This window comes from Puia sp. (assembly GCF_035546395.1).
Classification (GTDB): Bacteria; Bacteroidota; Bacteroidia; order Chitinophagales; family Chitinophagaceae; genus Puia.
This window is the reverse complement of record NZ_DASZXR010000015.1, coordinates 72,543-98,501: the sequence shown is the minus strand read 5'-3', so window position 1 is coordinate 98,501 and position 25,959 is coordinate 72,543. Positions and strand designations below refer to the sequence as shown.

The window sequence follows — 25,959 nt, the reverse complement described above, 5'->3', positions numbered from 1 at the left end:
TATTTAGAAAATCTCGCTGATAGTCAGCGATTCCCGTTGAAAAACAATAGTGTCGCCGGCTTTCTTACCCTGCAGCGACAAAGCAAGCGGCGCATGAGGAGAGAGAAAGATGACCGTCCGGTCCCCAATGGTTTGCTTCCCAAGCCCAATACCAATAAAAAAATCGAGATTGCCCGTCCGGAGCACCACCTCGTTCACCGCATGAAGGGCTGCCAGCTCGCGCACGAGTTCCGCCAGCTGGCGGGCGTGCATTTCCTTTTGCAGATGCCCCATGGCTCGCCCGGTTTCATATTTGTCGCCGGCCGAGCTTTTCTCTTCGCTATTGGCCGCATCCTGGGCATCACGCATGGCTTCGGTCGTCGTGGCGATACGTTGGCTGAGATGGTCCAGGGCCCATCTCTTCAGACTGGCTTTATAGGCGAGGTCCATCGGGATTATAAAGCGACTTTTATAACGACCTTTCTCACCAGCTCGGGTTGATGCGTATACAACTCGGGCTGATGGATGTCGGAAGGAAAGAAGATAATAAACTCTCCAGGATGCAAGGTCAGGTAATTCAGGTCTTCCGGATCGATGGTATAAAAGGCGACGTCCTCTTCTTCATTGTAGGGCGTGGTCTCCGGCTGGCCGGTCAACGGTGCGTAACCGAACCGCTCGACGCCAGTGATCATGACCTGGATATCGGCATAGTCGCGATGACTCTCCGGGTCGGACTCCGAAAGGGGTTTGGTCATGTATTCGTTGACGATCGCGAAAATATTCTCGCCGTCGATCGGGTATTTCCCCGGCTCGAACCCGGCAAAGTCCATGGAAAGGGCATATTGGATGGCTTTTTCGAAATTCGGGCTGATTACTTTATACCAATGAAGCTGGGATAACGTGGAAGTGATCATTGGGGAAAGGTACCCCCTTTTTCGGGTAAAAAATAAATCCCGAAATTTTGGTAACCATTTGCTTCCGGCGAAGTTTCCTCTTAACTTATACAGAATACCAAACTGATTGAACGCACTGACGGATAACACGCTTATGCTAAAGGTAAGGGCCGGCGACCTGGATAAGATGGGCCTGCTCTTCCAGCGCTATCACCGTCCCCTGTATGGGTTCCTGTTCCACATGACCCAGCAGCGGGAGGCAAGCGAGGACATGATGCAGAACGTGTTCTATCGGATGCTGCGGTCGCGGCATACCTTCACCGGGCAGGGCGAGTTCCGGACCTGGATGTATCACCTGGCGCGTAACGTATTGAAAGATCATTTGAAACAGGGCCGTCGCCGGGGCCGTCACCAGGAGATCACGGACTATGAGGACCGGCTGCCCGCGGAATTGGCGGCGGATGAACAGATCGAACGAAAGCTCGAGATAAAGGCCCTGGAAAGGGCGCTTGGTAACCTCAGCCCCGAAAGCCGGGAGGTGCTGGTCCTGAGCCGGTTCCAGGAATTGAAATATGCCGAGATCGCCGAGGTGCTGGAGATCACCGTTGGCGCGGTAAAGGTCAGGGTGCACCGGGCGATGAGCCAGCTGAAAGAGATGTATTGCCAGTCGGAAACGCAAAACAGATAGTATGAAATGTGGATACGATAAGGAACAGTTGACCCGGCTCCTGCATGGAGAGCTCCCGGAAGAAGAGCGGATCGGGATAGAGACCCATCTGGCGCAATGCAATGAATGCCGCCGCGAATGGGAAGATCTCCGCGCCCTCTGGGGAAGGCTCCACGAGGTCGAGGTCCCGGGACCGTCCGGAGACGCACAGATCCGCTTCGACGCGATGCTCGATAGTTATAAGGGATCGGTCCGGCCCGGGAATTATGAAGATTCCGGATGGTGGTCCCGCCTGCGGGAGCTGTTTCGTGGACACCCGGCATTCGCCCTTGGCTACAGCCTGCTGCTGGTTGTATTGGGTCTGGGTGTCGGCTATGGACTTCACCGGTCTTCGAGGGCCGGCGATCCCGGTGGCAACCAAAAAGAGCTGGCGGCGCTGACGATCCAGATCGGCGAAATGCGGGAAATGATGATGAAATCCCTGCTGCAAAACCCCTCCGCCTCCGAGCGGATGCGCGGGGTGAGCTATACCAGCGAGATAAGAACGATCAATAAGGATGTCTTCGAAGCCCTGCTGAGCACGCTCAACAACGATCCGAATATCAATGTCCGGCTGATGACCCTCGAGGCGCTGACCCATTATGCCAATAACCCGGTCGTCCGGGAAGGATTGGTGCAATCGATCCTCCAGCAGGAGTCGCCTCTCATGCAGACTGCTCTGGCCGATGTCATGCTAAAGCTGCAGGAGAAAAGGGCGATCCATCCGCTGAAGAAATTACTCCAGCAAAAAGATCTCAACGAAATGGTGAGGACCCGCGTCCAGGAGGCCATTGTCAGACTAAGCTAAAACACACAAATATGAAAAAAAGACACTTCCCGCTGCTGACGGGACTGGCCATGCTTTGCTTTGCACCCGCCGCCGGCCGGGCGCAGGAATTCAAGGAACAGATCAAAAAGGAATTTGCCGTCCCGAATCCCGCCGCCGAAGTGCTCGCCATCTATAACCTCAACGGATCGGTCCGCGTGGAAGGCTACTCGGGTGACAAGGTGCTCGTCGACATCGACAAACGAATTTCGGCGGATGACAGCGATGGCCTCGCGCTCGGCAAACATGAGTTCCAGCTGGGCTACGATCAACATGGCGACAGCATTATCATTTACATCGCGGAACCCTTCGACACCCGGCCGCACGAATGGGGACGGGATGAGGACTGGCGTCAGCGGGATCATAATTATGATTTCAATCTCGATTTCGTTGTTCGCGTTCCTTTCGGTATGAACCTCCATGTCAGTACCGTCAATCATGGCGACATGCTCGTACAGGACGTGACCGGGAACCTCAGCGTTCACAATGTCAACGGACCCATCGCTATCAGGAACGCCAAAGGGGCGACCACGGCCCGGACCATCAACGGCAACCTCACCGTCAACTATGTATCGGCGCCAAACGGCCCCTCCGATTATTATACCCTGAACGGCAAGCTCGAGGTCACCTATCCGGCCAATCTCTCCGCGATCTGCCAATACAAGAGCATGAACGGAGGTTTTTATACCGATTTTGACAATGCAGAACCACTACCGGTATCGGTCATCAAGAATGAGACGCACCGGTCTTCGGGCACCGTCTATAAGCTGAACATAACTAAGCGGGTCCAGATCGGCAGCGGCGGCAACCTGTTCAAGTTCGAGACCATGAACGGTAACATCTATGTAAAGAAGCAATCGTAAATTGATAAAGCATGAAAGCAATGAAAATCATTACAGTATTTATCCTGTTGTCGGTATTGACGCTTGGCCGAGTGCTGGCTCAAACGGAAACAAAAGATCAGGGAAAAGATCAGGTGAAAGAGCAGCTGACCGTCCCGCTGAGCGATCCGGGAAAGCCCTTCAAGGTTGTCGCGCGTGTCATGTATAGTTCCCTGAAGGTCGTCGGCTACGAAGGGAAAGAGATCGTCATCAATGTGACGGGCAGAGAGAAGCAGCACGAATCTTCCGGCGGGGGTGGCATGCGGCGCATCGGCGGCAATGCCGGCGGCGATGTAACGGCTGAGGAAGACAACAACACCGTCAACATCAACACCGGCCTCAGCCACTTCTCGCTGATCGAAGTAAAGGTCCCTCAGTCCAACGGGAAGTTCGAACTGGGAGCCGTCAACGGCGGCGAGGTCGTCGTCGACAATGTCAGCGGCCAGCTGGAGATAACGAATGTCAATGGGTCGGTCATCGCTCGTAATATCGCCGGATCGGTGGTCGCCAACTCCGTCAACGGCGAGGTAAACGTAAGCTTCCGCAGCGTCGATCCCCAGGCGCCCATGGCCTTCTCTACCCTGAACGGCAGGATCGACGTCACCTTCCCGGCCACCGTCAAAGCCAATGTCAAGCTCAAGGCCGAGCGGGGCGATATCTACACTGACTTCGACGTCGACATCACAAAAGGACAACCTGCCGCCACGAAGAGCAACGAGGGCCATATGTACCGCGTCTCCATCGATGACTGGGTCCTTGGAAAGATCGGCGGCGGCGGCCCGGAGATAATGATGAAAACCTCGTATGGCAGTATCTATATCCGAAAAGCAAAATAGTCCCATGTTCGAAAACTACTGGCGTACTGCCCTGCGCGTATTGGCCCGGAACAAAACCTTCAGCGCCATCAACATCTTCGGGTTGACGCTTGGTACCTTATGCTGCCTCTACATCGTGCTGTACGTAACCGATCAATACAGCTACGACCGGCAACATCACCGGGTACAGGATATCTATCGGGTCGGCGCCCATATCAAAGGGGCGGGTGGCGAAGGCGACCGCGCCACCGTAACGGGGTCCGTCGCCCCCCTGCTGAAACAGAACTTTCCCGAGATCGAACAGTTTACCCGCGTAGTTCCCTTTCTTGGCGTAGACAGACATTTTATCCGCTATAAGGAGAAGGTCCTGACCGAAAAAGAGGCTGTCTATGCGGACTCCACCTTTTTCGATGTATTCAATTTCCATTTCGTGCAGGGAGACCGGCGAACCGCGATGATGGAACCCTACTCCGTCGTCCTGTTGCAGTCCGTGGCCGACCGTCTTTTTGGCCGGGAAGAGGCGATCGGGAAAACGATCACGATCGAGAATGTCTATTTCAAGACGGACTATGTGGTGAAAGGGGTGATCGATGAAAGCCTGGGCAAAAGTCACATCCATGCGGGGCTGTTCCTTGCCATGAACAGCGGGTTCATGGGTGACTACGTGTTGCACACCACTAACTGGGTCGCGAACGGCTATATCTCTTCCTATGTCCGGCTCCGGCCGCATACGGACATTGCCGGCCTGGTGAAGAAATTCCCGGCGTTTGTGCAAAAATATGGCGGCGATCAGCTAAAAACGGTCGGTGCAGAGAACCGGTTGTTCCTGCAGCCGCTGTCGACTGTCCACACGACTACCGGGATCAGCGGACCGCAGTTCACTACACCGGTGAGCCCGCTGTTCCTCCGCATTCTGTTATCCATCGCAATTCTCATCCAGCTCATCGCCTGCATCAATTTTATGAACCTGTCCACTGCCCGGGCGATCCGGCGGGCAAAAGAGGTAGGGGTCAGAAAGGTCATAGGCGCCCGGCGCCGGCAGCTGCTGCAGCAGTTCCTGGGCGAGTCCCTGTTGCTTTCGTTCATAGGGTTCATGCTCGCTCTGCCACTCCTGATCCTGGCGCTGCCGGCGCTGAATCGCCTTGCCGACGCGGACATCCCCCGCACGTTTTTGCTGCAGGGGAAGGTCTGGCTGATCCTTGCCGGGTTGACCGTCGGAACCGGCCTCGTGGCCGGCAGCTACCCGGCCTTTTACCTGTCGGCCTTCCAGGCGATCCGGGTACTGAAGGGCAACTTCACCAGCGCCATCTCCGCCAACGGTCTGCGGCGCGGCCTCGTCATCTTCCAGTTTGTCTTGTCGATCATCCTGATCATCGGCATCATCGTCATCTATAGCCAGCTGAACTATATCCGCGACCAGGACCTCGGCTTCGACAAGGACCAGCGTCTCGTTCTCAACTTTCAAACGCAGGATGCCGTCGATCGGGTCCCGGCCTTCCTGGCCGATCTGCGCAGCCTCGGTGGGGTGAAAGAAGCCTGCAATTCCAGCGCGTATCTCGACGGCCCCGGTTTTTTCTCCAATGATTTCTGGCTGAAAGGACAACGAAGCGAGCAGGGGCTGAACACCGCCTTCCTGATCTCCGACGAACATTTTGTCCCGGCCAATGGCATCCCGCTGATAAGCGGCCGTAATTTCCGGTCCACGGACAGCTCGCGCGTATTGATCAACGAGACCTATGCCCGCCGGCTGGGCCTGAATCCCCAGACCGCCCCGGGCGTCCGGCTTTTCGATAGTCAATCGAGGGAGGCGGAGATCGTCGGGGTAATGAAAGACTTCAATTATTCGCGGCTGGATGCGAAACCCGGCAGCTTCCTCATCTGGATGCAAAAGCCTCACTGGGAAATCTGGCCCGTTGTCATCGCGCATACGGAAACGCAAAACTATGCTGCATTGCTCGGAAAGATCGAGGCCCTCTGGCATAAGGATATACCCGGCAGCCCGTTCACCTATTCCTTCATGGACGAGGAGGTGCAGAAACAATACAAGGCCGAGATCACGATGTCCCGCATCATCCGGTCGTTCACGATGATGGCGGTCGCCATATCCTGCCTGGGCCTTTTCGGTCTGGCCGCCTTCAGCGCCGAACAGCGCAAAAAAGAGGTCGGCATCCGCAAGGTCCTCGGCGCCGGCGTGCCCGGCCTGACCCGGCTCCTGTCGATGGAGTTCCTCCGACTGGTCTTTATCGCCTTCCTTATCGCCGCCCCCATCGGCGGCTGGGTGATGAGCCGTTGGCTGCATGAATTTGCATACCGCATTTCCCTGCAATGGTGGATATTTGCGCTGGCCGGCGGGATTGCCGGCGTCATCGCCCTCCTGACGGTCGGCTGCCAGGCCCTCAAGGCCGCGGTGGCAAATCCTGTGGAGTCGATAAAAACCCAATAAATGCAAGAGTTGCAGTCTTTGTTCGATCGCTATAAGCAATCAGTCTATCAAAAAGATACCGAATCCTTCCTCACCCTTTTCGATGACGACGTCCGCGTCTTCGACATGTGGGCCTGGACCTACGACGGGCTCGCCGCCTGGCGGCAAATGGTGACCGGTTGGTTCGCCGGTCTGGGCGCCGATCGGGACGTCGTCACCTTCGACGATATCCGCATTCAACAATCGGGCGATATGGCCGTCGCCAGCGCGATCGCGCGATTTGCCGCCGTATCGGAAAAGGGTGAAGAACTGAGATTTCTCCAGAATCGGCTGACATGGGTGGTCCGGAAAAAGAATGGGTTCTGGAAGATCATCCATGAACATAGTTCCGGGCCGGTGGACGGAAGCACCATGAAGGTGCAGCTTCAGCGATAGGGAACTATCGCCCCACCGGGACCACCGTCCGGAGATCTTCCAGCGGCGAAATATTCCCATGGACAGGCCGGTTCTCGAGGACCATATAATAGTCTCCCTGTAGCGCGTTCGGGCTCGTGGCGCCCAGACGCAGGATTGAAACGGAATGGACCGAAAGCACCCGCTCCCCGGCGTTCTCGCGAACGTCAACAAGGACATAACCATCGGCAAAATCCGGAAAGGCCTCGGTGCGCGAATACAAAAGCCCCTCGTATTTCCGGTCGCCGACAAACACATCGGCGAAGATGCCGCTTCCCGGAAGCCCCTTGCCCTCGGTAAACAGCTTGAACAGGCTTTCACCGACGTAAAAGTTCCAGCCTTTCCGGCAATCTTCGTAGCATTCAACGCCCGGGACAAGGCCGGCATGGGTCATCGTTACCCGCGTGAGCAATCCTTCACGCGTGATCTCCCACAGGATACAATTACCCTTCCACAGATAGGGGTCTTTGAAAATAGGAAGATAACAATCCACCACCTTCCACTCGATGTATTGACCGGGCTCCGAGTCCATGACCTCCATCAGCGACCAGGTCGTCCGGGCGAAATGGACCGTAAACCGGTCACGGAGGGTTTTCGCGCTGCCTTTGAAATTCATCGCCCACCATTCCCCTACCCGGCTGATCTTTTCAAAGGCCTCGGCAGGCGAGATTGGCGCGGTGATCGTACATTGATAGTTTTGCAGGTTCATATTGCTGGTTTATAAGGCAAATGTACCCGGCAGGCGGCGGAGGTTATTTATTGAAAATGGAGAATTTGTTCCAATGCAGACTTCCTGATCTTTGCGACAACCACCACCTCCGGATCGGCGATCTCGGCGATGCTGTATTCGATACTGGTACTCATCACCTGGGTGGCCTCCTGCAGGCTAAGGGCATAGTCTTTTTGCAACCAGTCCAGGAGATTTTTAGACGCCTTTTTCAAAGCCACGGGTATTTCCTTTGCCGTCCCCAGCGCCATAATATACTCTCCGTCTTCGATCCGCGGGTATTGCAGGGCCGGCGTATGGGCTTTGATCAACCGGACGGAAAACACCACATTCATCGAGGTTTCCAGCGCATTTCCCGCCAGCTCTCCATCGGCTTGTAGCGCATGCCCGTCACCGATATAGAGGTACGCGCCTTCATGAAATACCGGCAGGTAGACGGTCGATCCGCTTCGGACCCGGTTGTAGTCGAGGTTTCCGCCATAGGGACCCTGAAAGAAGCTAAGCACCTCATTCTTCCGGTTATCAGGCGCGACGCCGATACAACCGAGGAAGGGGTTCAGGGGTACTCCGAAGTTACGGAGATGAGGATAGTGATTGAGCGCGCTGTCCGGCGAAGCCCGGTTATTTTGCCGGTCAAGCTTCCACTTGACCAGCCGCTGTTTTTTAAGGCTGCTCAAGGTTTCGCGGGGCATACTACGCGAGACAAAATTTTCGCTGGTAAAGGCATAATCGCGGTTTAAAGACACGTCCAAAAATTGGACAGCAAGTACATCGCCAGGCATCGCACCTTCGACGCGAAATGGACCGGTCAATGGATTTCCGCCTTTGGCCCGGTGCGCGCCTTTTTGATCAAATCCCATGGCATCAATGGTTTCCGTGTGGATAGTATCCCCCTCCCGGACTGTAAGGACCGGCTCCCGATTGAGAGAAAAGACGGGCGAGAAAGTTGTTGGAGCGAACCGAAGATTGTTGGACGATTGTGCGCAAAGGCCCGTAGGAAGGAGTAGAATGCACGCAAGACAGATTCGCATATTTGCAGGGATTGAAGCGTTAAGATATCGAAAAAAGCCGCGATGAGAACCGGGAGGACTTTTGAGACTCCCAAAAGTGGAATTTCTTTCCAGTAGCGAGAAAACTCTCGCTTAGAAATGTCTTATAGCAACTTGGTTAAGAAGGGAATAAGATATTGGTCCCATAATGGTTTTGTTACTTTGTGTTGAATCCTATTAAAACGACCCTCAAAATCCCGTGCCGATGAATAAGCTCTACTTTGTGGTTGCTTTGTGCTTGTCCTTCCACCTGGCCCCTGGCCAAAACTGCCCCTATTTAACCTCCTCCACTCTGAGCACTTTTCCCAATACGTACTACCCGGGTAATCAATCTTCGATTGCTGTAGGTGCGACGTCGATTTCCCTTGGCGCCGTACCCACGGGCTATGGCACTACGCCGATCAGTACGGGCGACGTGCTGCTGATCATCCAGATGCAGGGGGCTCAGTTCCGGAGCGTCAACAACGGTGCATACGGCTTGAACGGATCCAACGGCAACGGGTATCTCAATAATTCCAAGCTAACGGTTGGCACCATGGAGTATGTGATTGCAAACAACAACGTTCCGCTGACCGGTGGTGCGCTTACTTTAAAGACGGGTACTATACACGCTTATACCATCAGTGCCTACGGAACCGACGGTCAATATGTGTACCAGGTCATCCGTGTACCGCTGTTCTATGACTTGAAGTTGACCGGCACGATCACCGCTCCTTCCTGGAACGGACTCTCGGGCGGTGTAATGATGTTGTATGTGATCGATAAGCTCGATTTCAACGGTCAAACGGTCACTGCCTCGGGCGCTGGGTTCCGCGGTGGTGGCGGCCGGCAGCTTTCGGGCGCTAGCGGCCTAAACTATACGGATTATATGTCTTCAGAAAGTTCCAATGCCAACGGGCAGAAAGGCGAAGGTATCGCGGGTACGCCCGCCTATGTGCTGAGTGGTACGACGGTCATTTTTACGGGTTATGAAGGTTATCCTGGCGGCAGCGGTGCCCGCGGCGCTCCCGGTAACGCGGGTGGTGGAGGTACCGACGGTAACCCGTCCAGTAACGACCAGAACTCCGGTGGTGGTGGCGGCGGTAATGGCGGTGCCGGTGGCATCGGCGGTAATACTTGGTCGACCAACAGGAGCTCGGGCGGCAAAGGGGCTACGGCTTTTGGCCAGGTGTCCGCATCGCGCCTTGTTATGGGTGGCGGCGGCGGCGCCGGTACCTCCAACAATGGTACGGGTACTCCTAACAATGGTGTTGCGAGCAGCGGTGCTGCCGGCGGCGGTATCATCATGATCATCGTTCCTCTCGGGTCGATCACGGGCTCGGGCACGATCTCTGCCGATGGTAACTCCGGTAACAGCACCATCCAGAACGATGCCGGCGGCGGCGGTGGCGCAGGCGGATCGATCATGGTCTACTCCAACGGTGGCGGCCAGAGCGGCATTACGGCCTCGGCCATCGGTGGCGATGGCGGCAGCAACGAACTCGGTGGCGGCGACTCCCACGGCCCCGGCGGCGGCGGCGGTGGCGGGGTGATCTATTCCAACCAGGCCTTCGCTTCCACGTCGATAAAGGGCGGAAGCGCGGGTACCACGAGTGGCGCATCGACGAACTATGGCGCCGGCAGCGGCTCCAATGGGTCGAAGGTCTCCAATATGAACACGACGGCCTTTGTTTATCCGAATCTCTCCTGCTCCGTCCTGGCGACCAGCTATATCAACCTCAGCGCAAGTCTCAACGATGGCAACGTTCGACTTACCTGGGAAGCTACAAGCGAATCGACCACCGAGAAATATATCGTCGAAAGAAGTGCCGACGGCGTCAACTTCAAGGGCATTGCTACGGCACAGCCACAGATTCCCGCATCGGCGGTCGACACCTACCAATATGAAGACAATGGCAACTTCGTCAACGAAGGAGTCATCTACTATCGTATTGTCGAAGTTCAGACTACCGGTAACTATGTCTACAGCCGGATCGTCCCCGTGCAGACCTCTTCTTCGCAGCAGGACGTGTTCACCGCCTTCCCCAATCCGACGGCAGGCGCCGTATCGGTTCGATTCTATTCGGCGGCGCCCAAAACCATGAACCTCCAGCTGTACAACCTCCAGGGGGCAACCCTCTGGCAGCAGGAGTATTTCGCCAATGAGGGTGTAAATACCGTTTCAATTGGCAAGTTCAGCACACTGCCCGAAGGGCTGTACATCCTTAGTTGGAAGGACGGCAAAACGGGTGGCCAGGTGAAGGTCATGGTAAGACGATAGAAGACAGTGGCTCCTGCGGCTACAGCTGCCGCAGGATTTCGAAGAAGTCCGTTTGACTCCAATGTTCCTGGTATTGGCCGTCTTTTAACCGGATAATGTCGATCACGTTGAACTCCACGCGGCGGTGGGTTGGAGCATGACCAAGCACCTCCCCCAAATGCGTTCCGCGGATCTTTCGCAAAAATCGCCTGTATTATCTTAACGAAAATGACCAGGTGGACGTCAAATGGGAAAGGCCGTTTGGGTCAGGTCGAGGAAAAACTTTCCGAACTGGTTTGCCCGGCGGCCGTCCAACAAATCATGCCCACTGCCCTTCCAACATTGATTGCACGTACCTAAAGCCGTGGATCAAGTGGCTCGCTTTCCAGCGCCAATACCCCAAAAACACACTCATGTATCCGGCGAAGTGGCTCTTTCCGGGCAAATCGTTCCAAACCCTCTGCCCCCAACGCAAATTCGCGTAGTGCCAACGACCGTTTGCCGGACAAACCACGCTTTTTTAGCCGAAGCAGATTCTCCGCCTCCGTATATTCTGGTCCATAGATGATCCGGAGATATTCCCGCCCTCTGATCTTAATAGCCGGCTGAATCAGTCCCTTACTATTCGTCGCAATAAAAGAGAACGGCTTTACCACCATCCCTTCTCCGCCTTCTGTGGTTAACTTCAGCCACCAGTCAACCGCCTCCTGCTCGCTATTTCCACCTGAAAGGTCGACGACCCTATAGGGGGTCGCTAACAAAAGCTCTGGATCTGCTGCACAAACCTCTGCGATCACCGTCATATGCCATTCATGGTCTTTCTCGAGCCAATTCCTGCTTTCGGTAGCGAGCACATGAAAGGGCGCCAGCCGGTAGCCAGCCAAACCTTGCCTTGTCTTATTACTTTAGCGCTCTCTGCTGGAAAATAAGGTCAAAACGCATTCAGATGACACTAAAGATCAATGATAGCAATGGGCAAACAAATTTGTTAATTGAGCTCATAGATCGTGAGCCCGATCCTGCATGGCTCATCTGCAGGGCCACCTTCAACTACGGTGGGTTCGAAGTAACGTGAGTCTTCAGCTCTCATCAGATGGTATTGGCCATGTCGGTATCAGTGGATATTTGCGTGACAGCGGAGATGAAGTGAGGACCTCTTTTATAATACACAGCGATCAAACATTCCTTCCAGAATTGATTCGAGAATTAAAGGAATCTTGCGGTAACGGGCGTTAAGCGACATGGGTAAAACGAAAATCCCCCAATGTCCCCCCCAAATGAAATCGCCTATAAGCTTTTGACTTATAGGCGATTATTTGTTGGCTTCGTGGTGTGGGCCGGGATCGAACCGCCGACACAAGGATTTTCGGTCCTTTGCCGTAACTTGACCGCAAATAAAGAAGATAGCAAGCATGGATATTCGATCCTCGGACTGGCCGGCCGGCCCGGCAAAAAGAACGCTCGTTATAATTACAATTGTTCTGTTATTGCTGGGGATGGTCAAGGGAGGATATTATACGATCGCATATGGGGGAACGGATTTGAGAAGTATTTCGATCGCGGCGAAGATGATCGGTTCCGGCAGGATGGCCTATTTTTATAGATGGTCGCCCGGACAACCGGAAAAATATATCGATCCCAATGTGCCAATGAATACGGCCTCCAATGCCGTCACCGTGGCGCCCGGATGTTTATATATCGTGTCGCTTTTCAACACGCTTTCTTACTTGAAATTAAGGATCCTTTGGACCTGCTTGTTGTATGTCCTTGCGTTCTATATATTATTCTCCTTCATTGTTCAGCGGGACAATTCGCCGGACAGGAGAGTCCTGTTATTCGTAGTGGGCGTCGTTTTGTTTCTCTCTTCGCCGGTTTGGTTTCTCAATATTGAAAGGGGACAAGTCTATATAATTTTTGCATTTTTGTTTACCCTGACCTATCATCTCTATCGAAGTCCGATCGGCTGGAAGAATTTTCTTGCAGGAGTAACGATCGCATTGGCTTGCTATTGCCGGCCAAACTTTTTTTTCGTGATGATACCGATAGTTGTTGCGCGCAACTGGAAAGTGCTGGCTGGGTGGGGCGCAGCCGTTTTCCTGTTGATGATACATGCATTCTTGCATGAAGGTTTATGGGAAGGATATTCTGCAGTCGTTCGCGAGTTCTCTTCGACCATTCACGAGGCTACGGCTGTCGGGCACATTCATTATCAATATCCGGAGGTTATCGAAGGGTTGCGAAATCTGACTAAGTATAAGAACGATTTTGTTTGCGGGGGTATTCAGCCTCTGTGCGAATTTATTACGCCAATGATCGGCTTGCAGAGCATCTATTTTTATCTCGGCTTGTACCTGGCCATTGTCATGACGCTTTTGTTGATCTATAGAAAGAAACTTGTCGCAGGAGAGGCTGGCACTATCCTGCTTTTTGGCTTTCTGCTGTATGTGATAGCAGAATATATTATGCCGGCATCCAGATCCGCCTATAATATGATCCTTTGGATGTTCCCGGTCCTTCTGTTTATACGACAACCCCATCTTTCTCCTGCTTATTTGGTGATCTTGTTCGCGGGTCTTTGCTTTATCAACGCTATACCCTTTTACTTTCCATTCCTGCATTTTACTGGGGAGGCCTTGCTGATTGTTTTCCTGCTGCGCTATCTTTCGGGCGATAAAAAAAAGCGACTACAACATTTTGTTATAATCGCTTGATCTTCTTCGTGGTGTGGGGCGGGATCGAACCGCCGACACAAGGATTTTCAGTCCTTTGCTCTACCGACTGAGCTACCGCACCGCCTGTACCCAATTTGTGATTGGGGTGGCAAAAATAGGCTTTCCTGCCGTAATTCCGAAATAAAATTTACATCCCATACTCACTCAGGAATTTGATCCTCATCAACTTGAGCTGCTCCCAGGTGAAATTGCCCTCGGAAAGCTCCTGCTGGGCCACCTGCAGGCTGCTGGTCTCGCAGCTCTTGAAGTAATCGATGATCTCGTCCTGCTCGTACTCATCCAGCATCTCGTCGACGGCATAGTCGAGGTTGAGCTTGGTGCCGCTGGCGGCGATAGTCTCCATATCCTCCAGTAAGGCGTCAAGACGAAGGTCTTTATTCTTGGCGATGGTCTCCAGCGGGATCTTCTTGTCCACCTGCTGGATAATATAGACCTTATTGACGCTCTTGTTGACGACGCTCTTCATGATGAAGTCATCGGGCTTCTGGATATCGTTCTCCTCGACATACCGGGCGATGAGCTCGATGAACGGCTTCCCATAACGCAGAGCCTTGCCCTTGCTGACGCCCTGGCATTTTTCCAGCTCCAGGATCGTCGTGGGGTATAGGGTGGCCATATCCTGCAGGGAGGTCTCCAGGAAGATGACAAAGGGCGGAAGCGCCTTTTTCCTGGCTTCTTTCTGCCGGAGGTCCTTCAGCAGCTCGAAAAGCTTCTCGTCGGTGGACGTCGTGCCCGCCGACTCGGTATTCTCCTCTTCGTCGTCTGCATTGGCCTCTTCAAAGAGGTTGTTGAGGACGATCTTGAAGGAACGGGGCTTCTTCAGGAAGTCCTCCCCCTTTTTAGTGATCTTCAACACTCCATATTCCTCTATATCTTTCTTCAACAGATCTTCCAACAGCAGCTGGCGGATCAGCGAATTCCAGAGATGCTCGGGCTCTTCCTTGCCGATGCCGAATTCCGCGATGCCCTCGTGACGGAACATCTGGATCTGGGGCGTCAGCTTCCCGGTGAGAATATTGACGACATAACCGGTGGCAAACCGCTCGTCGAGGGCCTTGATGGCCTTCAACACCTTGACGGCATAGTCGCGGGCTTCCACCTGCTCCTTGGGATGCAGACAATTGTCGCAGTTGCCGCAATTCTCGGTAGTATATTCCTCGCCAAAATAGCTCATCAGCACCTTCCGGCGGCAGACGCCGGTTTCCGCATAGCCCACCATTTCATTGATCAGCTGGGCGCCCACCTCGCGCTCGCTCAGGGGCTTATCCTTCATCAGGTGCTCGAGCTTGGCGACGTCTTTATGGGAGTAATAAAGTATGCAATTCCCCTCCAGGCCATCGCGACCGGCACGACCGGTTTCCTGATAGTAATTCTCGATGGATTTCGGAATATTGAAGTGGATAACGAATCGAATGTCCGGCTTGTCGATACCCATCCCGAAAGCAATGGTCGCAACGATGACCTGCACGTCTTCGTTCAGGAACAGGTCCTGACGCTCGGCCCGCAACTTGCTGTCCAGCCCCGCATGATAGGCCACGGCCTTGATCCCGTTGGCGACCAGCATGTCGGCCAGCTCTTCGGTGGTCTTCCGGTTCAGCGTATAAATGATACCGCTCTTACCCTTCTGCTGGACAATATAGCGGACGATGCTTTTGATGGTCTGGTCCTTCTTGATCTTGGGCTGGATCTCATAGTAGAGATTGCCCCGGTTGAAGGAGGAGATGAAGATATTCGGTTCGCGCAGACCCAGGTTCTTGATGATATCGCTTTTTACCTTGGGAGTCGCAGTAGCCGTCAGCGCAATCACCGGGATATCGGGACTGATCTGGTCCATCATTTCCCGCAACCGCCGGTATTCCGGGCGGAAATCATGCCCCCACTCGGAGATACAGTGGGCCTCGTCGACAGCGAAAAAGGAGATCTTCAGATCGCTGAAGAATTCCATATTCTCCTGTTTGGTCAGGGTCTCGGGTGCGACATACAGCATCTTGGTGTGCCCGTTCAGCAGGTCTTCATGCACCTCCTTGATCTGCTTTTTGCTGAGGGTCGAGTTCAGAAAATGGGCCACGCTGTCCTTGCTGCTATAGCTGCGGACAAGATCCACCTGGTTCTTCATCAGCGCGATCAACGGGCTGACGATGATCGCCACCCCTTCGCTGATCATGGCCGGTAGCTGGTAGCACAGGCTTTTGCCGCCCCCGGTAGGCATGATGACGAAAGTATCTTTTCCCGATAATAAACTTTGGATGATCTTATCCTGGTTGTCCTTGAAGGCGTCGAAACCAAAATATTCCTGCAGGTGAGCCAGCAGGGAGGTGGATGGTCTGGCTTTTTCTTTGACAGCTTTGCTGCTTACGGTCTTGGTTTTTCTGGCGGTATTTTTTTTTGTTTCGGTTGTTGCCATGCTCAAAAATTTTCTTCCTCACTTGTTATCTGATCTTGAGAGCCCCTGATGTTGTCCTTGTGACGTTCTTCTGGCAAGAAAAGGGTTCGGCGGATAATGCTTTCCCAAGAGTCTCGGATTAAGAGGGCGGTAACTTTAAGGGATGGCGAAGTTACACAAAAAGGGGGTAAGGTGCTAGTGGATTCTGTTAAAATTGCCGGGCAGATTGCTAACATTCAAGACCTTCAAAATGGGGCCTTCAAACCAATAAAACAGGTATACTTTTGTTTTTCAGGCGATTGCAAATTTGACTGCGCCCTTATCCTATAAAATCGGTAAGGAGTGGCGCCGCTGCGGCGGTTTGTCCATTTTGATCTAGATTTGCGGACCTAAATGGATCAGCGATCCGTCGGCAGAACAAAACAGACCGGAGGTCCACATTCATATGAGCAGGGGCAAGAATATCATTGAAATAGGAAAAGATACAGTCCGGATGGAAGCAGCGGCCGTTTCGGCCCTGGAACACCATCTGGACGGCCAGTTCGAGCGGGCGGTGGAGCTGATCTTCAACTGTAAAGGCCGGGTGGTGATCAGCGGTATCGGGAAAAGCGCCATCATTGCCCAAAAGATTGTCGCCACCCTTAACTCGACCGGCACCCCCGCCATCTTCCTCCACGCGGCCGATGCCATCCATGGCGACCTGGGCATGGTACAGGAGCAGGACGTGGTCATCCTGGTGAGCAAAAGCGGCGAAAGTCCCGAAATAAAGGTCCTGCTTTCCCTGATCCGCGGCTTTGGCAACCCCCTGATCGCCATGGTCGGAAATTTGCATTCAATGCTTGCCCGGCAGTCGGATGTCGTCCTAAATACCACCATCGAACAGGAGGCAGGGATGAACAGTCTCGCCCCCACGTGCAGCACCACCGTCCAACTGGTCATGGGCGACGCGTTGGCTATCACCTTAATGGAATTGCGCGGCTTCAGCAGCGACGATTTCGCCCGTTTTCATCCCGGCGGCACTCTGGGCAAAAAGCTTTACCTCCGGGTACAGGAAGTATATGTCCACAACGAGCAACCCCGGGTGAGCCCCGAAACGGCGCTCAAAGAGGTCATCATCGAGATCACCTCCCGACGCCTGGGCGCTACCGCCGTCACCGACGAGCAGGGACTGCTGCTGGGCATCATAACAGATGGCGATCTTCGCCGGATGCTGGAAAAACAAGGGATGCATCCCGGGCTTACCGCCAGGGATATCATGACCACGAGCCCAAAGACGGTAGAACCGGACGCCCTGGCCATCGAAGCGCTTGACCTGATGCGTGTCCATGACATCACCAGGCTCGTCGTCACCAATGAAAAACGGTACCTGGGGTTTATCGATCTCAATAATCTTATTCGCGAGGGAATTATATAAAATATGAACAAACATCACTACGTTGTCATCATGGCCGGAGGAATCGGAAGCCGTTTCTGGCCGATGAGCAGACAGGATTATCCGAAACAGTTCCTCGATATCCTGAATACAGGCCGGACGCTTATCCAATGGACCTTCGATCGCTTTTCCACCTTTATTCCGCACGAGAACATCTATGTGGTCACCTCAAATGAATACGTCGGGATCGTAAAAGAACAGCTGCCACAGCTGCCGATGGCGAACATCCTCGGCGAACCTTCGCGGAAGAATACCGCCCCCTGTATCGCCTACATTTCCTTTAAGCTCCAGCAGCTGGACCCCAAGGCCTCACTGATCGTCGCCCCTGCGGACCATCTCATCCTCGATAAAACGGCCTTCACCAAGGTCTGTCTCGAAGCCCTCAGCTTCGTCAACAAGCACAACGCATTTATCACCCTTGGGATCAAACCGGCCTATCCCAATACCGGCTATGGCTATATCCAGTTCGATCAGCATTCCGTATCGGATAACGTCTACAAGGTGAAGACCTTCACCGAAAAGCCCAATCTCGAACTGGCAAAGACCTTCCTCGCCAGCGGCGACTTCCTCTGGAACGCCGGGATCTTCGTCTGGCAGGTGAAGAACGTCATCCAGGCCTTCGAAAAATATCTCCCGGAAATGTATGATGTCTTTGCCGCCGACAAGGACAAGTTCAACACCCCCGGCGAAAAAGAAGCCCTCCAGAGCATCTATCCCCTCTGTACCAATATCTCCATCGACTTCGGCATCATGGAAAAGGCGGATAACGTCTATGTCATCCCCTCCTCCTTTGGCTGGAGCGACCTGGGCACCTGGAACAGCGCCTACGAGAATCTCAATAAAGACTACCTGGAGAACGCGGTCGCCGGCGACAACGTCATCGTCATCGACGCCACCCGGTGCATGGTCCATGCCCCCAACGACAAGCTGGTGCTTCTGCAGGGCGTCGACAACGTCATCGTCGTCGATACCTCGGACGTGTTGCTGATCTGCAAGCGGGAAAAAGAACAGGAGATCAAAGAATATGTCGCCGAAGTAAAGCGGAATAAAGGAGATCAGTATCTTTAGAGGACCGGACCAAACAGTCTGGCAAAGAAAGATCGCATGTCTCCCTATCCGCTGCATACCATTTTATTCCTCGATATCGAAACCGTTTCGCAGTATCCGGACTTTACCGCGGTCCCGGAAGACTGGCAGGAACTGTGGCGGCATAAAGCCGAAGCCCTTATCCGGGACAAGGCGCCCGTCACGCCGGAAGAGCTGTATGGCCGTGCCGCCATCTATGCGGAGTTCGGCAAGGTCATCTGTATCACCTGCGGCGTTCTTTCGGGCCCGCCGGCGGAAAGAAAGCTATCCCTGAAATCCTTCGCCGGCGACGACGAGAAAGAGCTGCTGCAACAGTTCTATGAGCTGCTGCACAAATGGGGTTCGGAAGGACAAAAATATCTCTGCGCCCACAACGGAAAGGATTTCGACTTCCCCTATCTCTGCCGCCGCATGATCATCCACGGCATGAAGATCCCCTCCGTACTCAACCTCTCCGGCAAGAAACCCTGGGAGGTGCCGCATATCGATACCATGGAGCTCTGGAAATTCGGTGAATACAAGAACTTCATTTCCCTCAATCTTCTGGCCCGCACCCTTGGGGTTCCTACCCCCAAAGATGATATCGACGGCAGCCAGGTCGGCACCGTCTACTGGATGGAAAAGGACCTCAAAAGGATCGTCACCTATTGCCAGAAAGACGTCGTCACCGTGGCGCAGGTATACCTTCGCATCCACGGCGAAACGCTGATCCGGCCGGAAAATATTTGTATCAAATAATCCACTCCCATGACCCTTGTCAGCAAGCTTCCCCAGGTCGGAACGACGATATTCACGGTCATGTCCTCCCTGGCGTCGGAGCTGGGCGCCGTCAACCTGGGCCAGGGATTCCCCGATTTCCCCATGAGCGAAACGCTCGTGTCCCTCGTCGACAAAGCGATGCGCGACGGCTATAATCAGTACGCCCATATGAACGGCATCGCCGGCCTCCGCGAGGTGCTGGCCGCCAAGATCGCAGATCTTTACAACGCCGCCGTCAACCCCGATACCCAGATCACTATTACTCCCGGCGGGACCTATGCCATCTATACGGCGCTGACGACGGTGCTGCAGCCCGGGGACGAGGTCATCGTCTTTGAACCTGCCTACGACAGCTATATCCCCAACATTGTCATCAATGGCGCCATTCCAATAAGAATCGACCTGCAATTCCCCGACTACCGGATCGACTGGGAGGCGGTACGACAAAAGATCACCCCCCGGACAAGGATGATCCTGCTCAACACCCCACACAACCCCACCGGCGCCGTCCTGGGGCCGGGGGACATGCAGCAATTACGGGCAATCGTCGAAAACAGCCGGATTCTCATCCATTCGGACGAGGTATACGAACATTTGATCTTTGACAGCATCCCTCATCAGTCCATCCTGCGATATCCCGATCTGCTGGAAAGAAGCTTCATCTCCTTTTCCTTTGGAAAGATCTACCACTGCACGGGCTGGAAGCTTGGCTACAGCGTATCCTCGCCGTCACTGATGCAGGAGTTCCGGAAAGTGCACCAGTTCAACTGCTTCAGCTGTCACACCCCCTCGCAGGTGGGGCTGGCGGAGTTCTTAAAGGACAAGGATACGTATCTGTCACTGGGTCCGTTCCTGCAGCAGAAAAGAGATTATTTTGCCCGGCTGATGACCGGCACGAAATTTTCTCCATTACCTTCCTACGGCAGCTATTTCCAGTTATACAGATACGACCGGATCAGCGACGAGGCCGATAGGGATTTTGCCATCCGGATCACAAAAGAATATGGGGTGGCGTCCATCCCGGTGTCGGCCTTTTATCAGTCCGGGAAGGACGACCGGGTGGTACGCTTCTGTTTTGCCAAAAAGGCAGAAACACTGGAGAGAGCGGCGGAACGACTGCAAAAAATAAAATAATATGACAATCGACACCCTTGTCTTCGACCTGGGCGGTGTACTCATCGACTGGAACCCGGAATATCTGTACAATAAGATCATTCCCGACGAACAGGAACGCAAATGGTTCCTCTCGACCATCTGCACCCCGGACTGGAATGAAGAACAGGACGCCGGCCGAAGCCTGCACGAGGCGACGGAGTATCTCGTAAAAAAATTCCCCGAGCATGAAAGGTCCATCCGCGCCTATTATGGCCGGTGGAAGGAGATGCTGGGCGGCCCCATCCACCAGACCGTCGAGATCTTCCGGGAGCTGAAAGACCACGGAAAGTTGAAATTATATGCGTTGACGAACTGGAGTGCAGAAACCTTCCCGGTAGCGCTCGAGCTATATGATTTCCTGCACTGGTTTGACGGGCGGCTGGTCTCGGGCGAAGAAAAGGTGCGGAAGCCTTTTCCGGAGATTTATACCCTGCTGATCGAGCGGTTCAGCATCGACCCAAAACATGCCATCTACGTCGATGATAATATCCGGAATGTACTTCCTGCCCGGGACTTAGGCTTCATTGGCATCCATTTCCGGACGCCGGCATTGTTCAAGGAGGAGTTGAAGAGATTGGGAGTGCTATAGGTGGGCTGTTCAAACAAACTACTTCAGCAGTTGGTATGCGATCAGGCTCATTACATAGGCCAGGCCCGTCATATACGCCAGCTGTATCCCCGGCCATTTCCAGCTGCGGGTCTCGCGGCGGACGACCGCCAGGGTGCTCATACATTGCATGGCAAGGACATAGAAGATCATCAGGCTGACGCCGCTGGCAAGGGTATACACCGGAGTGCCGTCTTCCCGCCGCGCCGATGCCATCCGCTGGCGAAGCGTCTGCTGGTCGGCATCCTTGCCACCCTCCACACTGTACAGCGTCGCCATCGTACCGACAAAGACTTCCCGCGCGGCGAAAGAAGTGATCACCGCAATGCCGATCTTCCAGTCATAGCCCAGCGGCCGGATCACAGGCTCCACTACCTTGCCCAACACCCCGGCATACGAGTTCTCTAACAGGGAAGCCTGTTTTTCCTTTTGAAGCACGGAAGCCTGGTCGGGATGTTGCCGGATCCGCTCTTCGTATTGGGCCGCGACGGCCGAGCGGTGCGTAGGCCCGAAAGAGCTTAGCCCCCACAGGATCAGGCTGATAACCATGATCACCTTCCCCGCATCCACGACGAAGATGCGAGCCTTGTTGATCATCGTGACAACGACATTATTCCACCGGGGCGCCCGGTAGATCGGCAGCTCGAGGATAAAAAAGCTTTTTTCCTTCAGGTGGATGAACCATTTGGCGACATAGCTCACGACCATCGCCATGACCAACCCCAGCATGTACAGGCCCATCATGACCCACCCCTGCAGGCTGAAGAATCCCATCACCTCCGTCCGCGGGATGACAAGGGCGATCAGCATGGTATAAACCGGGAGCCGGGCGCTACAGCTCATGAGCGGGGTGATGAGGATCGTCAGCAGGCGTTCCTTGCGGTTCTCGATATTCCGGGCACTCATGATCGCCGGGACCGCACAGGCAAAGCCACTGATCATGGGCATGACGCTTTTTCCGTTGAGGCCCACTTTTCGCATGAGCTTGTCGGTCAGGAAGCTGATCCGGGCCATATAGCCGGTATCTTCGAGGATCGTGATCAGGCCGAAGAGGATCATGATCTGCGGGACGAACACCAGGATGCCGCTGAGACCGGCCAGCAGGCCGTTGACCAGCAGGTCGCTCAACCAGGAGTCGGGAAGGGCCTGACCCAGCCAGCCACCCAGCTTCGAGAAGGTCCAGTCGATGGCGTCCATGGGGTACTGCGCGACCCAGAAGACACTCTGGAAGAGCAGGAAAAGAACGCCGAGCAGGATGATATAGCCCCAGGTCCGGTCGAGGAGGAGTTTGTCCAGTCGTTCGGTGAACAGGGTCTTTTCCAGTGGATCCGGTTCGGAAACCGTATGCTGCATGATCTGCTTGATCCGGCCATACCGCTGGAGTATCTCATCCGCCTGGATACGGGTATGATTAAAGGAATGGGCGGCTTCGATCGCCTCGATCCGCTGTTGCTGATCGGAGGGAAGATCGAAATGCTCGTGATTGATCAGGTAGTGAATGGCGGTGTAGTCGCTGATCTCGGGAAAAAGTCTTTTTACGTCCTGGATCGCGCCGGCGGCCAGGACCTGGTTGCCGATGAATGCCCTCGGCGGCGCCAGGTTCAGCTGTCGCGCCCGCAGCTCGACGATTTTTTTCAGCTGGGGAATGCCCTTGTTCTTCCGCGGATTGACCGCAACGACAGGTATCCCAAGCTCCCGTTCGAGCCCGTCCACGTCGATCTCGATGCCTTTTTGCGCTGCCAGGTCCATCATCGTAAGGGCCACTACGACGGGAATTTTCAGATCGATGATCTGGCTGCAGAATAACAGGTTTCGCTTCAGGTTACTGGCATCGACGAGCAGCACCACCATATCGGCCTTTACAGCCGGGTCCTGGTTGAGCAGGACTTTATAAGTGACCCATTCGTCGGCCCGTTTGGGATAGAGGCTGTAGGTTCCGGGCAGATCGACGATGTTGACCGAAAGGCCGGGCGCCAATTGACTTACACCGGTTTTTTTATCGACCGTGACCCCCGGGAAATTGCCCACTTTCTGATTAAGGCCAGTGAGCGCATTGAACAGCGAGCTCTTCCCGCTATTGGGATTGCCTACGAGTGCGATATGGAGGGTGCTTTTTTTCAATTCGAAACGCGGTGCAAAGGTAAGCGCTTCCACCGGCCGGTGTTTACGATTTCCGGAACCCCTGAAACGCCACGGGCGTTTCGGCTGAAGGCCCATCATAGGCCCTACCAGGCGCCGAAGGTGCCGGGAGAAGCATCGCGGGCTAAAGCACAATCAGTTTGCCATTTTCATATAATGGCAAAACGTTCGCCACATCCGGCTTCAGGCAATACCGGATATCCTTCTCCAGCCCATATCCCATGAGCCGGTGGTAATGCGAAGCATTCTTGGCCTGCATAAACCCGAAAAGGTCGCTTTTCGCATCGTGATAGACCGTCTCCGCGATCTGGGACGCGTCACAGTTGATGGAGAAATGGTCTTTTACCCGGGAAATGACCGCCCCGGCAAAAAGCATATCCTCCAGGTTGACACGGTCCTTCCAGGCCGCGCAGCCCAGCACAACAGATTGGTTCTGAGAGACGAGATAATCACAGACGGCGCTGAGATTGGGGAATGACCCGGTAATCATCTGCCCTGCTCCCCTATCGAGGGCCATATGCAACAGCTTGGTGCCATTGGTTGTCGTAAGGACCAGGGTCCGGTTGTAGATGAAGTCGCGGGGGTATTCGAAGGGGGAGTTGCCGTGTTCAAGACCTTCTGCGATCATCCCATCCCTTTCGCCGGCGGTGATGCCGTCTATCTGGCGGCCAAGCTCGATACACTTGGCGACGCTGTCGACAGGGATCACACATTTCGCCCCGTTATGGAGGGCGGTGGCGATAGTGGAAGTGGCGCGAAGGACATCGATGATCACCACAATGGCGTGGTTCAGGTCGTACAAATGCAAAAGGGCCGGGGACAGTGCGGTGTGTAATGTCGGTTTGGAATTCATATTGTATGTGCCGGAGATGCGCCAAAGTAAAAATTAGCGCATCTCCGGCAAAACGCTAATGTCTGGCCTTCGGCCAACGGCCCGCCGGGCCGTTTTGGAGACCGCAAAAATACGGCTTCAGGGGCGTTTATTTGTCCAAAATAAACTTCCATTTTTCCGACTCGGCGTATTCTTTTATCGCCTGGTTACGGGTTTCCAGGAGGGTTCGCATATACCGTGTGAGGAAGAGCTGGTTGACGAGTCTGCCAAGTCCGCCATACGGCGTTTCAAAATGGAACAGATCGATCAGCAGGGTGCCGTTGTCGATCTTCTTGAAGTGATGTTCATGCCGGATGCTCTTAAAGTCCCCATCCACCATCTCGTCGGTAAAGGAAAGCGGCCGGTTCATGGCGGTGATCTTCGATTTCAACACCCGCATCTTCATCAGGTGCTTAGCCTTCCAGGTAACAGTTTCGTCGAGCCCGATCAGTCCGGCCGTCGTTCCGGCGATCGCCTGCTCCTGGGTATGGGCCATGGATTTCCGGTGGAGGTCGATGCTACGGGCGAGGTCAAAAACCCGGTCGGCCGGGGCGGCGACAAATGTCGTCAGATGGATGGTGGGCATGGCCTCTCATCCGCCAAAATCGTTCCAAGTCATCTTAATTAAAGGGAAACTTTACCACCTTCGCCTGCAGCAGCTTGTCCCGTACCTTGATATAAATCTTCGTATCGATACCCGCGAAGGCCGTCCGTACATAGCCCATGCCGATGGCCTTTCCGAGCGATGGGCTCTGGGTCCCCGAGGTGACCCGGCCGATGGTGGCGCCGGTGAAATCCTTGATCTCGTAGTCATGCCGCGGAATGCCCTTTTCGAGCATTTCGAACCCGACCAGCTTCTGTTGCACCCCTTCCGCCTTCTGCGCCTCGAGAATGGGCCTGGCGGTAAAGTCCTTGCTGAACTTGGTGATCCAGCCCAGCCCGGCCGACAGCGGAGAGGTCGTGTCGTCGATATCATTCCCATAAAGGCAATAACCCATTTCCAGCCGAAGCGTGTCGCGGGCGCCAAGCCCGATCGGCTTCAGGCCCTGCGGGCCGCCGGCGGAGAAAATGGCGTTCCAGATCGTTTCGGCGTCATTAGCCTTGTCTTCGAAATAGATCTCGATACCGCCCGCGCCGGTGTATCCTGTGGCGCTGATCAGAACATTATCGACCCCGGCGAACCTGCCTTTGGCGAAAGTATAGTAAGGAAGGTTGAGAATATCGACATCGGTCAGGGGCTGCATGAGCCGTGTCGCGTTGGGTCCCTGGATGGCAAGCAGCGCTGTCTTGTCGGAGATATTGTGCAGCTCGGCCTTTTTGGTGTTATGTTTCGAGATCCAGTTCCAGTCCTTTTCGATATTGGCCGCGTTGACCACCAGCATATAGGCCTTGTTCTGTTCGAGGCAATACACGATCAGGTCGTCCACGATCCCACCCTCGTCATTGGTCAGCGCGCTGTACTGCGCCTTGCCATTGGTCAGCTTTGCCGCGTCATTGGTCGTTACCCGCTGGATGAGATCAAGGGCGTGTTCCCCCTTTACGATGAACTCGCCCATATGGCTGACGTCGAAAACCCCCGCATTCGAGCGGACGGTGGCGTGTTCCTCGTTGATGCCGGTGTAGCTGATGGGCATCGAGTAGCCGGCGAATTCAACCATCCTGGCTCCGAGTGCAGTATGCATTTTCGTAAAGGGAGTATGCTTCATGTGCTGACTTTTGTGCGGCGCGAAGATATGTTTTTTCCCCGGCCCGCAGGTCCCGAAAAAAGAAGCCCCCCCGCAGACGCGGGAGGACTATGTTCCAAC

24 protein-coding genes and 1 tRNA gene are annotated in these 25,959 nt (G+C 54.4%); 13 read left to right on the top strand and 12 right to left on the bottom strand.

Translation table 11 applies throughout. The annotated features are described in order from the left end of the window. Positions 1 to 3 precede the first annotated feature (3 nt). Together VHE34_RS18345 and VHE34_RS18340 are read right to left on the bottom strand one after the other, a co-directional pair. A complete protein-coding gene (locus VHE34_RS18345) occupies positions 4 to 429 on the bottom strand; it encodes a hypothetical protein (RefSeq protein ID WP_325590314.1) in 426 nt (141 codons plus the stop codon). A gap of 5 nt (positions 430 to 434) precedes the next feature. Continuing rightward, positions 435 to 893 (bottom strand): YhcH/YjgK/YiaL family protein, encoded by a 459-nt coding sequence (locus tag VHE34_RS18340; RefSeq protein ID WP_325590313.1) that lies wholly within the window; start codon positions 891 to 893, stop codon positions 435 to 437. Between the two features lie 133 nt (positions 894 to 1,026). Between VHE34_RS18340 and VHE34_RS18335 the strand changes: the two genes are divergently transcribed. From VHE34_RS18335 to VHE34_RS18310, 6 genes are read left to right on the top strand one after another with little or no spacing between them, the layout of a single operon-like run. Then, entirely contained in the window at positions 1,027 to 1,560 is a 534-nt protein-coding gene (locus tag VHE34_RS18335) for an RNA polymerase sigma factor (protein WP_325590312.1), read from the top strand. Position 1,561: 1 nt separating this feature from the next. Continuing rightward, positions 1,562 to 2,386, top strand: coding sequence for a HEAT repeat domain-containing protein (locus tag VHE34_RS18330; RefSeq protein ID WP_325590311.1), 825 nt, complete (start codon positions 1,562 to 1,564; stop codon positions 2,384 to 2,386). A gap of 11 nt (positions 2,387 to 2,397) precedes the next feature. Further along, on the top strand, positions 2,398 to 3,267 hold the full coding sequence (locus tag VHE34_RS18325) for a hypothetical protein (RefSeq protein ID WP_325590310.1): 870 nt from the start codon (positions 2,398 to 2,400) through the stop codon (positions 3,265 to 3,267). An 11-nt stretch (positions 3,268 to 3,278) separates the two neighbouring features. Further along, complete coding sequence (locus tag VHE34_RS18320) at positions 3,279 to 4,121, top strand: DUF4097 family beta strand repeat-containing protein (RefSeq protein ID WP_325590309.1); 843 nt, start codon at positions 3,279 to 3,281, stop codon at positions 4,119 to 4,121. A 4-nt stretch (positions 4,122 to 4,125) separates the two neighbouring features. Continuing rightward, a complete protein-coding gene (locus VHE34_RS18315) occupies positions 4,126 to 6,543 on the top strand; it encodes an ABC transporter permease (protein WP_325590308.1) in 2,418 nt (805 codons plus the stop codon). Next, positions 6,544 to 6,957 carry an SgcJ/EcaC family oxidoreductase gene (locus VHE34_RS18310; protein ID WP_325590307.1) on the top strand — a complete coding sequence of 138 codons (414 nt, stop codon included), beginning with the start codon at positions 6,544 to 6,546 and terminating at the stop codon, positions 6,955 to 6,957. A gap of 4 nt (positions 6,958 to 6,961) precedes the next feature. Here the strand turns inward: VHE34_RS18310 and VHE34_RS18305 are convergent, their stop codons facing one another. Together VHE34_RS18305 and VHE34_RS18300 are read right to left on the bottom strand one after the other, a co-directional pair. Beyond that, positions 6,962 to 7,684, bottom strand: coding sequence for a hypothetical protein (locus VHE34_RS18305; protein ID WP_325590306.1), 723 nt, complete (start codon positions 7,682 to 7,684; stop codon positions 6,962 to 6,964). A gap of 47 nt (positions 7,685 to 7,731) precedes the next feature. Next, on the bottom strand, positions 7,732 to 8,733 hold the full coding sequence (locus tag VHE34_RS18300; protein WP_325590305.1) for an acetamidase/formamidase family protein: 1,002 nt from the start codon (positions 8,731 to 8,733) through the stop codon (positions 7,732 to 7,734). A 223-nt stretch (positions 8,734 to 8,956) separates the two neighbouring features. Here VHE34_RS18300 and VHE34_RS18295 point away from each other — a divergent pair, with 223 nt between their 5' ends. After that, positions 8,957 to 11,011 (top strand): T9SS type A sorting domain-containing protein, encoded by a 2,055-nt coding sequence (locus tag VHE34_RS18295; protein ID WP_325590304.1) that lies wholly within the window; start codon positions 8,957 to 8,959, stop codon positions 11,009 to 11,011. A gap of 19 nt (positions 11,012 to 11,030) precedes the next feature. Here VHE34_RS18295 and VHE34_RS18290 read toward each other — a convergent pair whose 3' ends face one another. Together VHE34_RS18290 and VHE34_RS18285 are read right to left on the bottom strand one after the other, a co-directional pair. Beyond that, entirely contained in the window at positions 11,031 to 11,192 is a 162-nt protein-coding gene (locus VHE34_RS18290; RefSeq protein WP_325590303.1) for an ester cyclase, read from the bottom strand. A 154-nt stretch (positions 11,193 to 11,346) separates the two neighbouring features. Beyond that, a complete protein-coding gene (locus tag VHE34_RS18285; protein WP_325590302.1) occupies positions 11,347 to 11,874 on the bottom strand; it encodes a hypothetical protein in 528 nt (175 codons plus the stop codon). A gap of 612 nt (positions 11,875 to 12,486) precedes the next feature. Between VHE34_RS18285 and VHE34_RS18280 the strand changes: the two genes are divergently transcribed. Next, a complete protein-coding gene (locus VHE34_RS18280) occupies positions 12,487 to 13,701 on the top strand; it encodes a glycosyltransferase family 87 protein (protein WP_325590301.1) in 1,215 nt (404 codons plus the stop codon). Between the two features lie 9 nt (positions 13,702 to 13,710). Here the strand turns inward: VHE34_RS18280 and VHE34_RS18275 are convergent. Together VHE34_RS18275 and recQ are read right to left on the bottom strand one after the other, a co-directional pair. Beyond that, positions 13,711 to 13,783 (bottom strand) — tRNA-Phe (locus VHE34_RS18275). 66 nt (positions 13,784 to 13,849) lie between these two features. Next, complete coding sequence (recQ, locus tag VHE34_RS18270; protein ID WP_325590300.1) at positions 13,850 to 16,126, bottom strand: DNA helicase RecQ; 2,277 nt, start codon at positions 16,124 to 16,126, stop codon at positions 13,850 to 13,852. A gap of 472 nt (positions 16,127 to 16,598) precedes the next feature. Here recQ and VHE34_RS18265 point away from each other — a divergent pair, with 472 nt between their 5' ends. Genes VHE34_RS18265 through VHE34_RS18245 form a run of 5 tightly spaced genes read left to right on the top strand, consistent with a single transcriptional unit; the run spans position 16,599 to position 21,126 of the window. Next, positions 16,599 to 17,519 carry a KpsF/GutQ family sugar-phosphate isomerase gene (locus VHE34_RS18265; protein ID WP_325590299.1) on the top strand — a complete coding sequence of 307 codons (921 nt, stop codon included), beginning with the start codon at positions 16,599 to 16,601 and terminating at the stop codon, positions 17,517 to 17,519. 3 nt (positions 17,520 to 17,522) lie between these two features. Continuing rightward, positions 17,523 to 18,605, top strand: coding sequence for a mannose-1-phosphate guanylyltransferase (locus VHE34_RS18260; RefSeq protein ID WP_325590298.1), 1,083 nt, complete (start codon positions 17,523 to 17,525; stop codon positions 18,603 to 18,605). Between the two features lie 36 nt (positions 18,606 to 18,641). Then, positions 18,642 to 19,361, top strand: coding sequence for a 3'-5' exonuclease (locus VHE34_RS18255; RefSeq protein ID WP_325590297.1), 720 nt, complete (start codon positions 18,642 to 18,644; stop codon positions 19,359 to 19,361). 9 nt (positions 19,362 to 19,370) lie between these two features. Next, complete coding sequence (locus VHE34_RS18250) at positions 19,371 to 20,516, top strand: methionine aminotransferase (protein ID WP_325590296.1); 1,146 nt, start codon at positions 19,371 to 19,373, stop codon at positions 20,514 to 20,516. A 1-nt stretch (position 20,517) separates the two neighbouring features. Further along, a complete protein-coding gene (locus VHE34_RS18245) occupies positions 20,518 to 21,126 on the top strand; it encodes an HAD family phosphatase (protein ID WP_325590295.1) in 609 nt (202 codons plus the stop codon). Between the two features lie 18 nt (positions 21,127 to 21,144). Here VHE34_RS18245 and feoB read toward each other — a convergent pair whose 3' ends face one another. The 4 genes from feoB to gcvT all read right to left on the bottom strand — a co-directional run bounded on the left by feoB (position 21,145) and on the right by gcvT (position 25,860). Next, positions 21,145 to 23,298: a ferrous iron transport protein B gene (feoB, locus tag VHE34_RS18240; protein WP_325590294.1), complete on the bottom strand. Its 2,154-nt coding sequence runs from the start codon at positions 23,296 to 23,298 to the stop codon at positions 21,145 to 21,147. Positions 23,299 to 23,407: 109 nt separating this feature from the next. Further along, a complete protein-coding gene (locus VHE34_RS18235; RefSeq protein WP_325590293.1) occupies positions 23,408 to 24,136 on the bottom strand; it encodes a 2-phosphosulfolactate phosphatase in 729 nt (242 codons plus the stop codon). Positions 24,137 to 24,263: 127 nt separating this feature from the next. Further along, a complete protein-coding gene (locus VHE34_RS18230; RefSeq protein ID WP_325590292.1) occupies positions 24,264 to 24,740 on the bottom strand; it encodes an SRPBCC family protein in 477 nt (158 codons plus the stop codon). Positions 24,741 to 24,774: 34 nt separating this feature from the next. Beyond that, entirely contained in the window at positions 24,775 to 25,860 is a 1,086-nt protein-coding gene (gene gcvT, locus VHE34_RS18225; protein WP_325590291.1) for a glycine cleavage system aminomethyltransferase GcvT, read from the bottom strand. Positions 25,861 to 25,959: the final 99 nt, after the last annotated feature.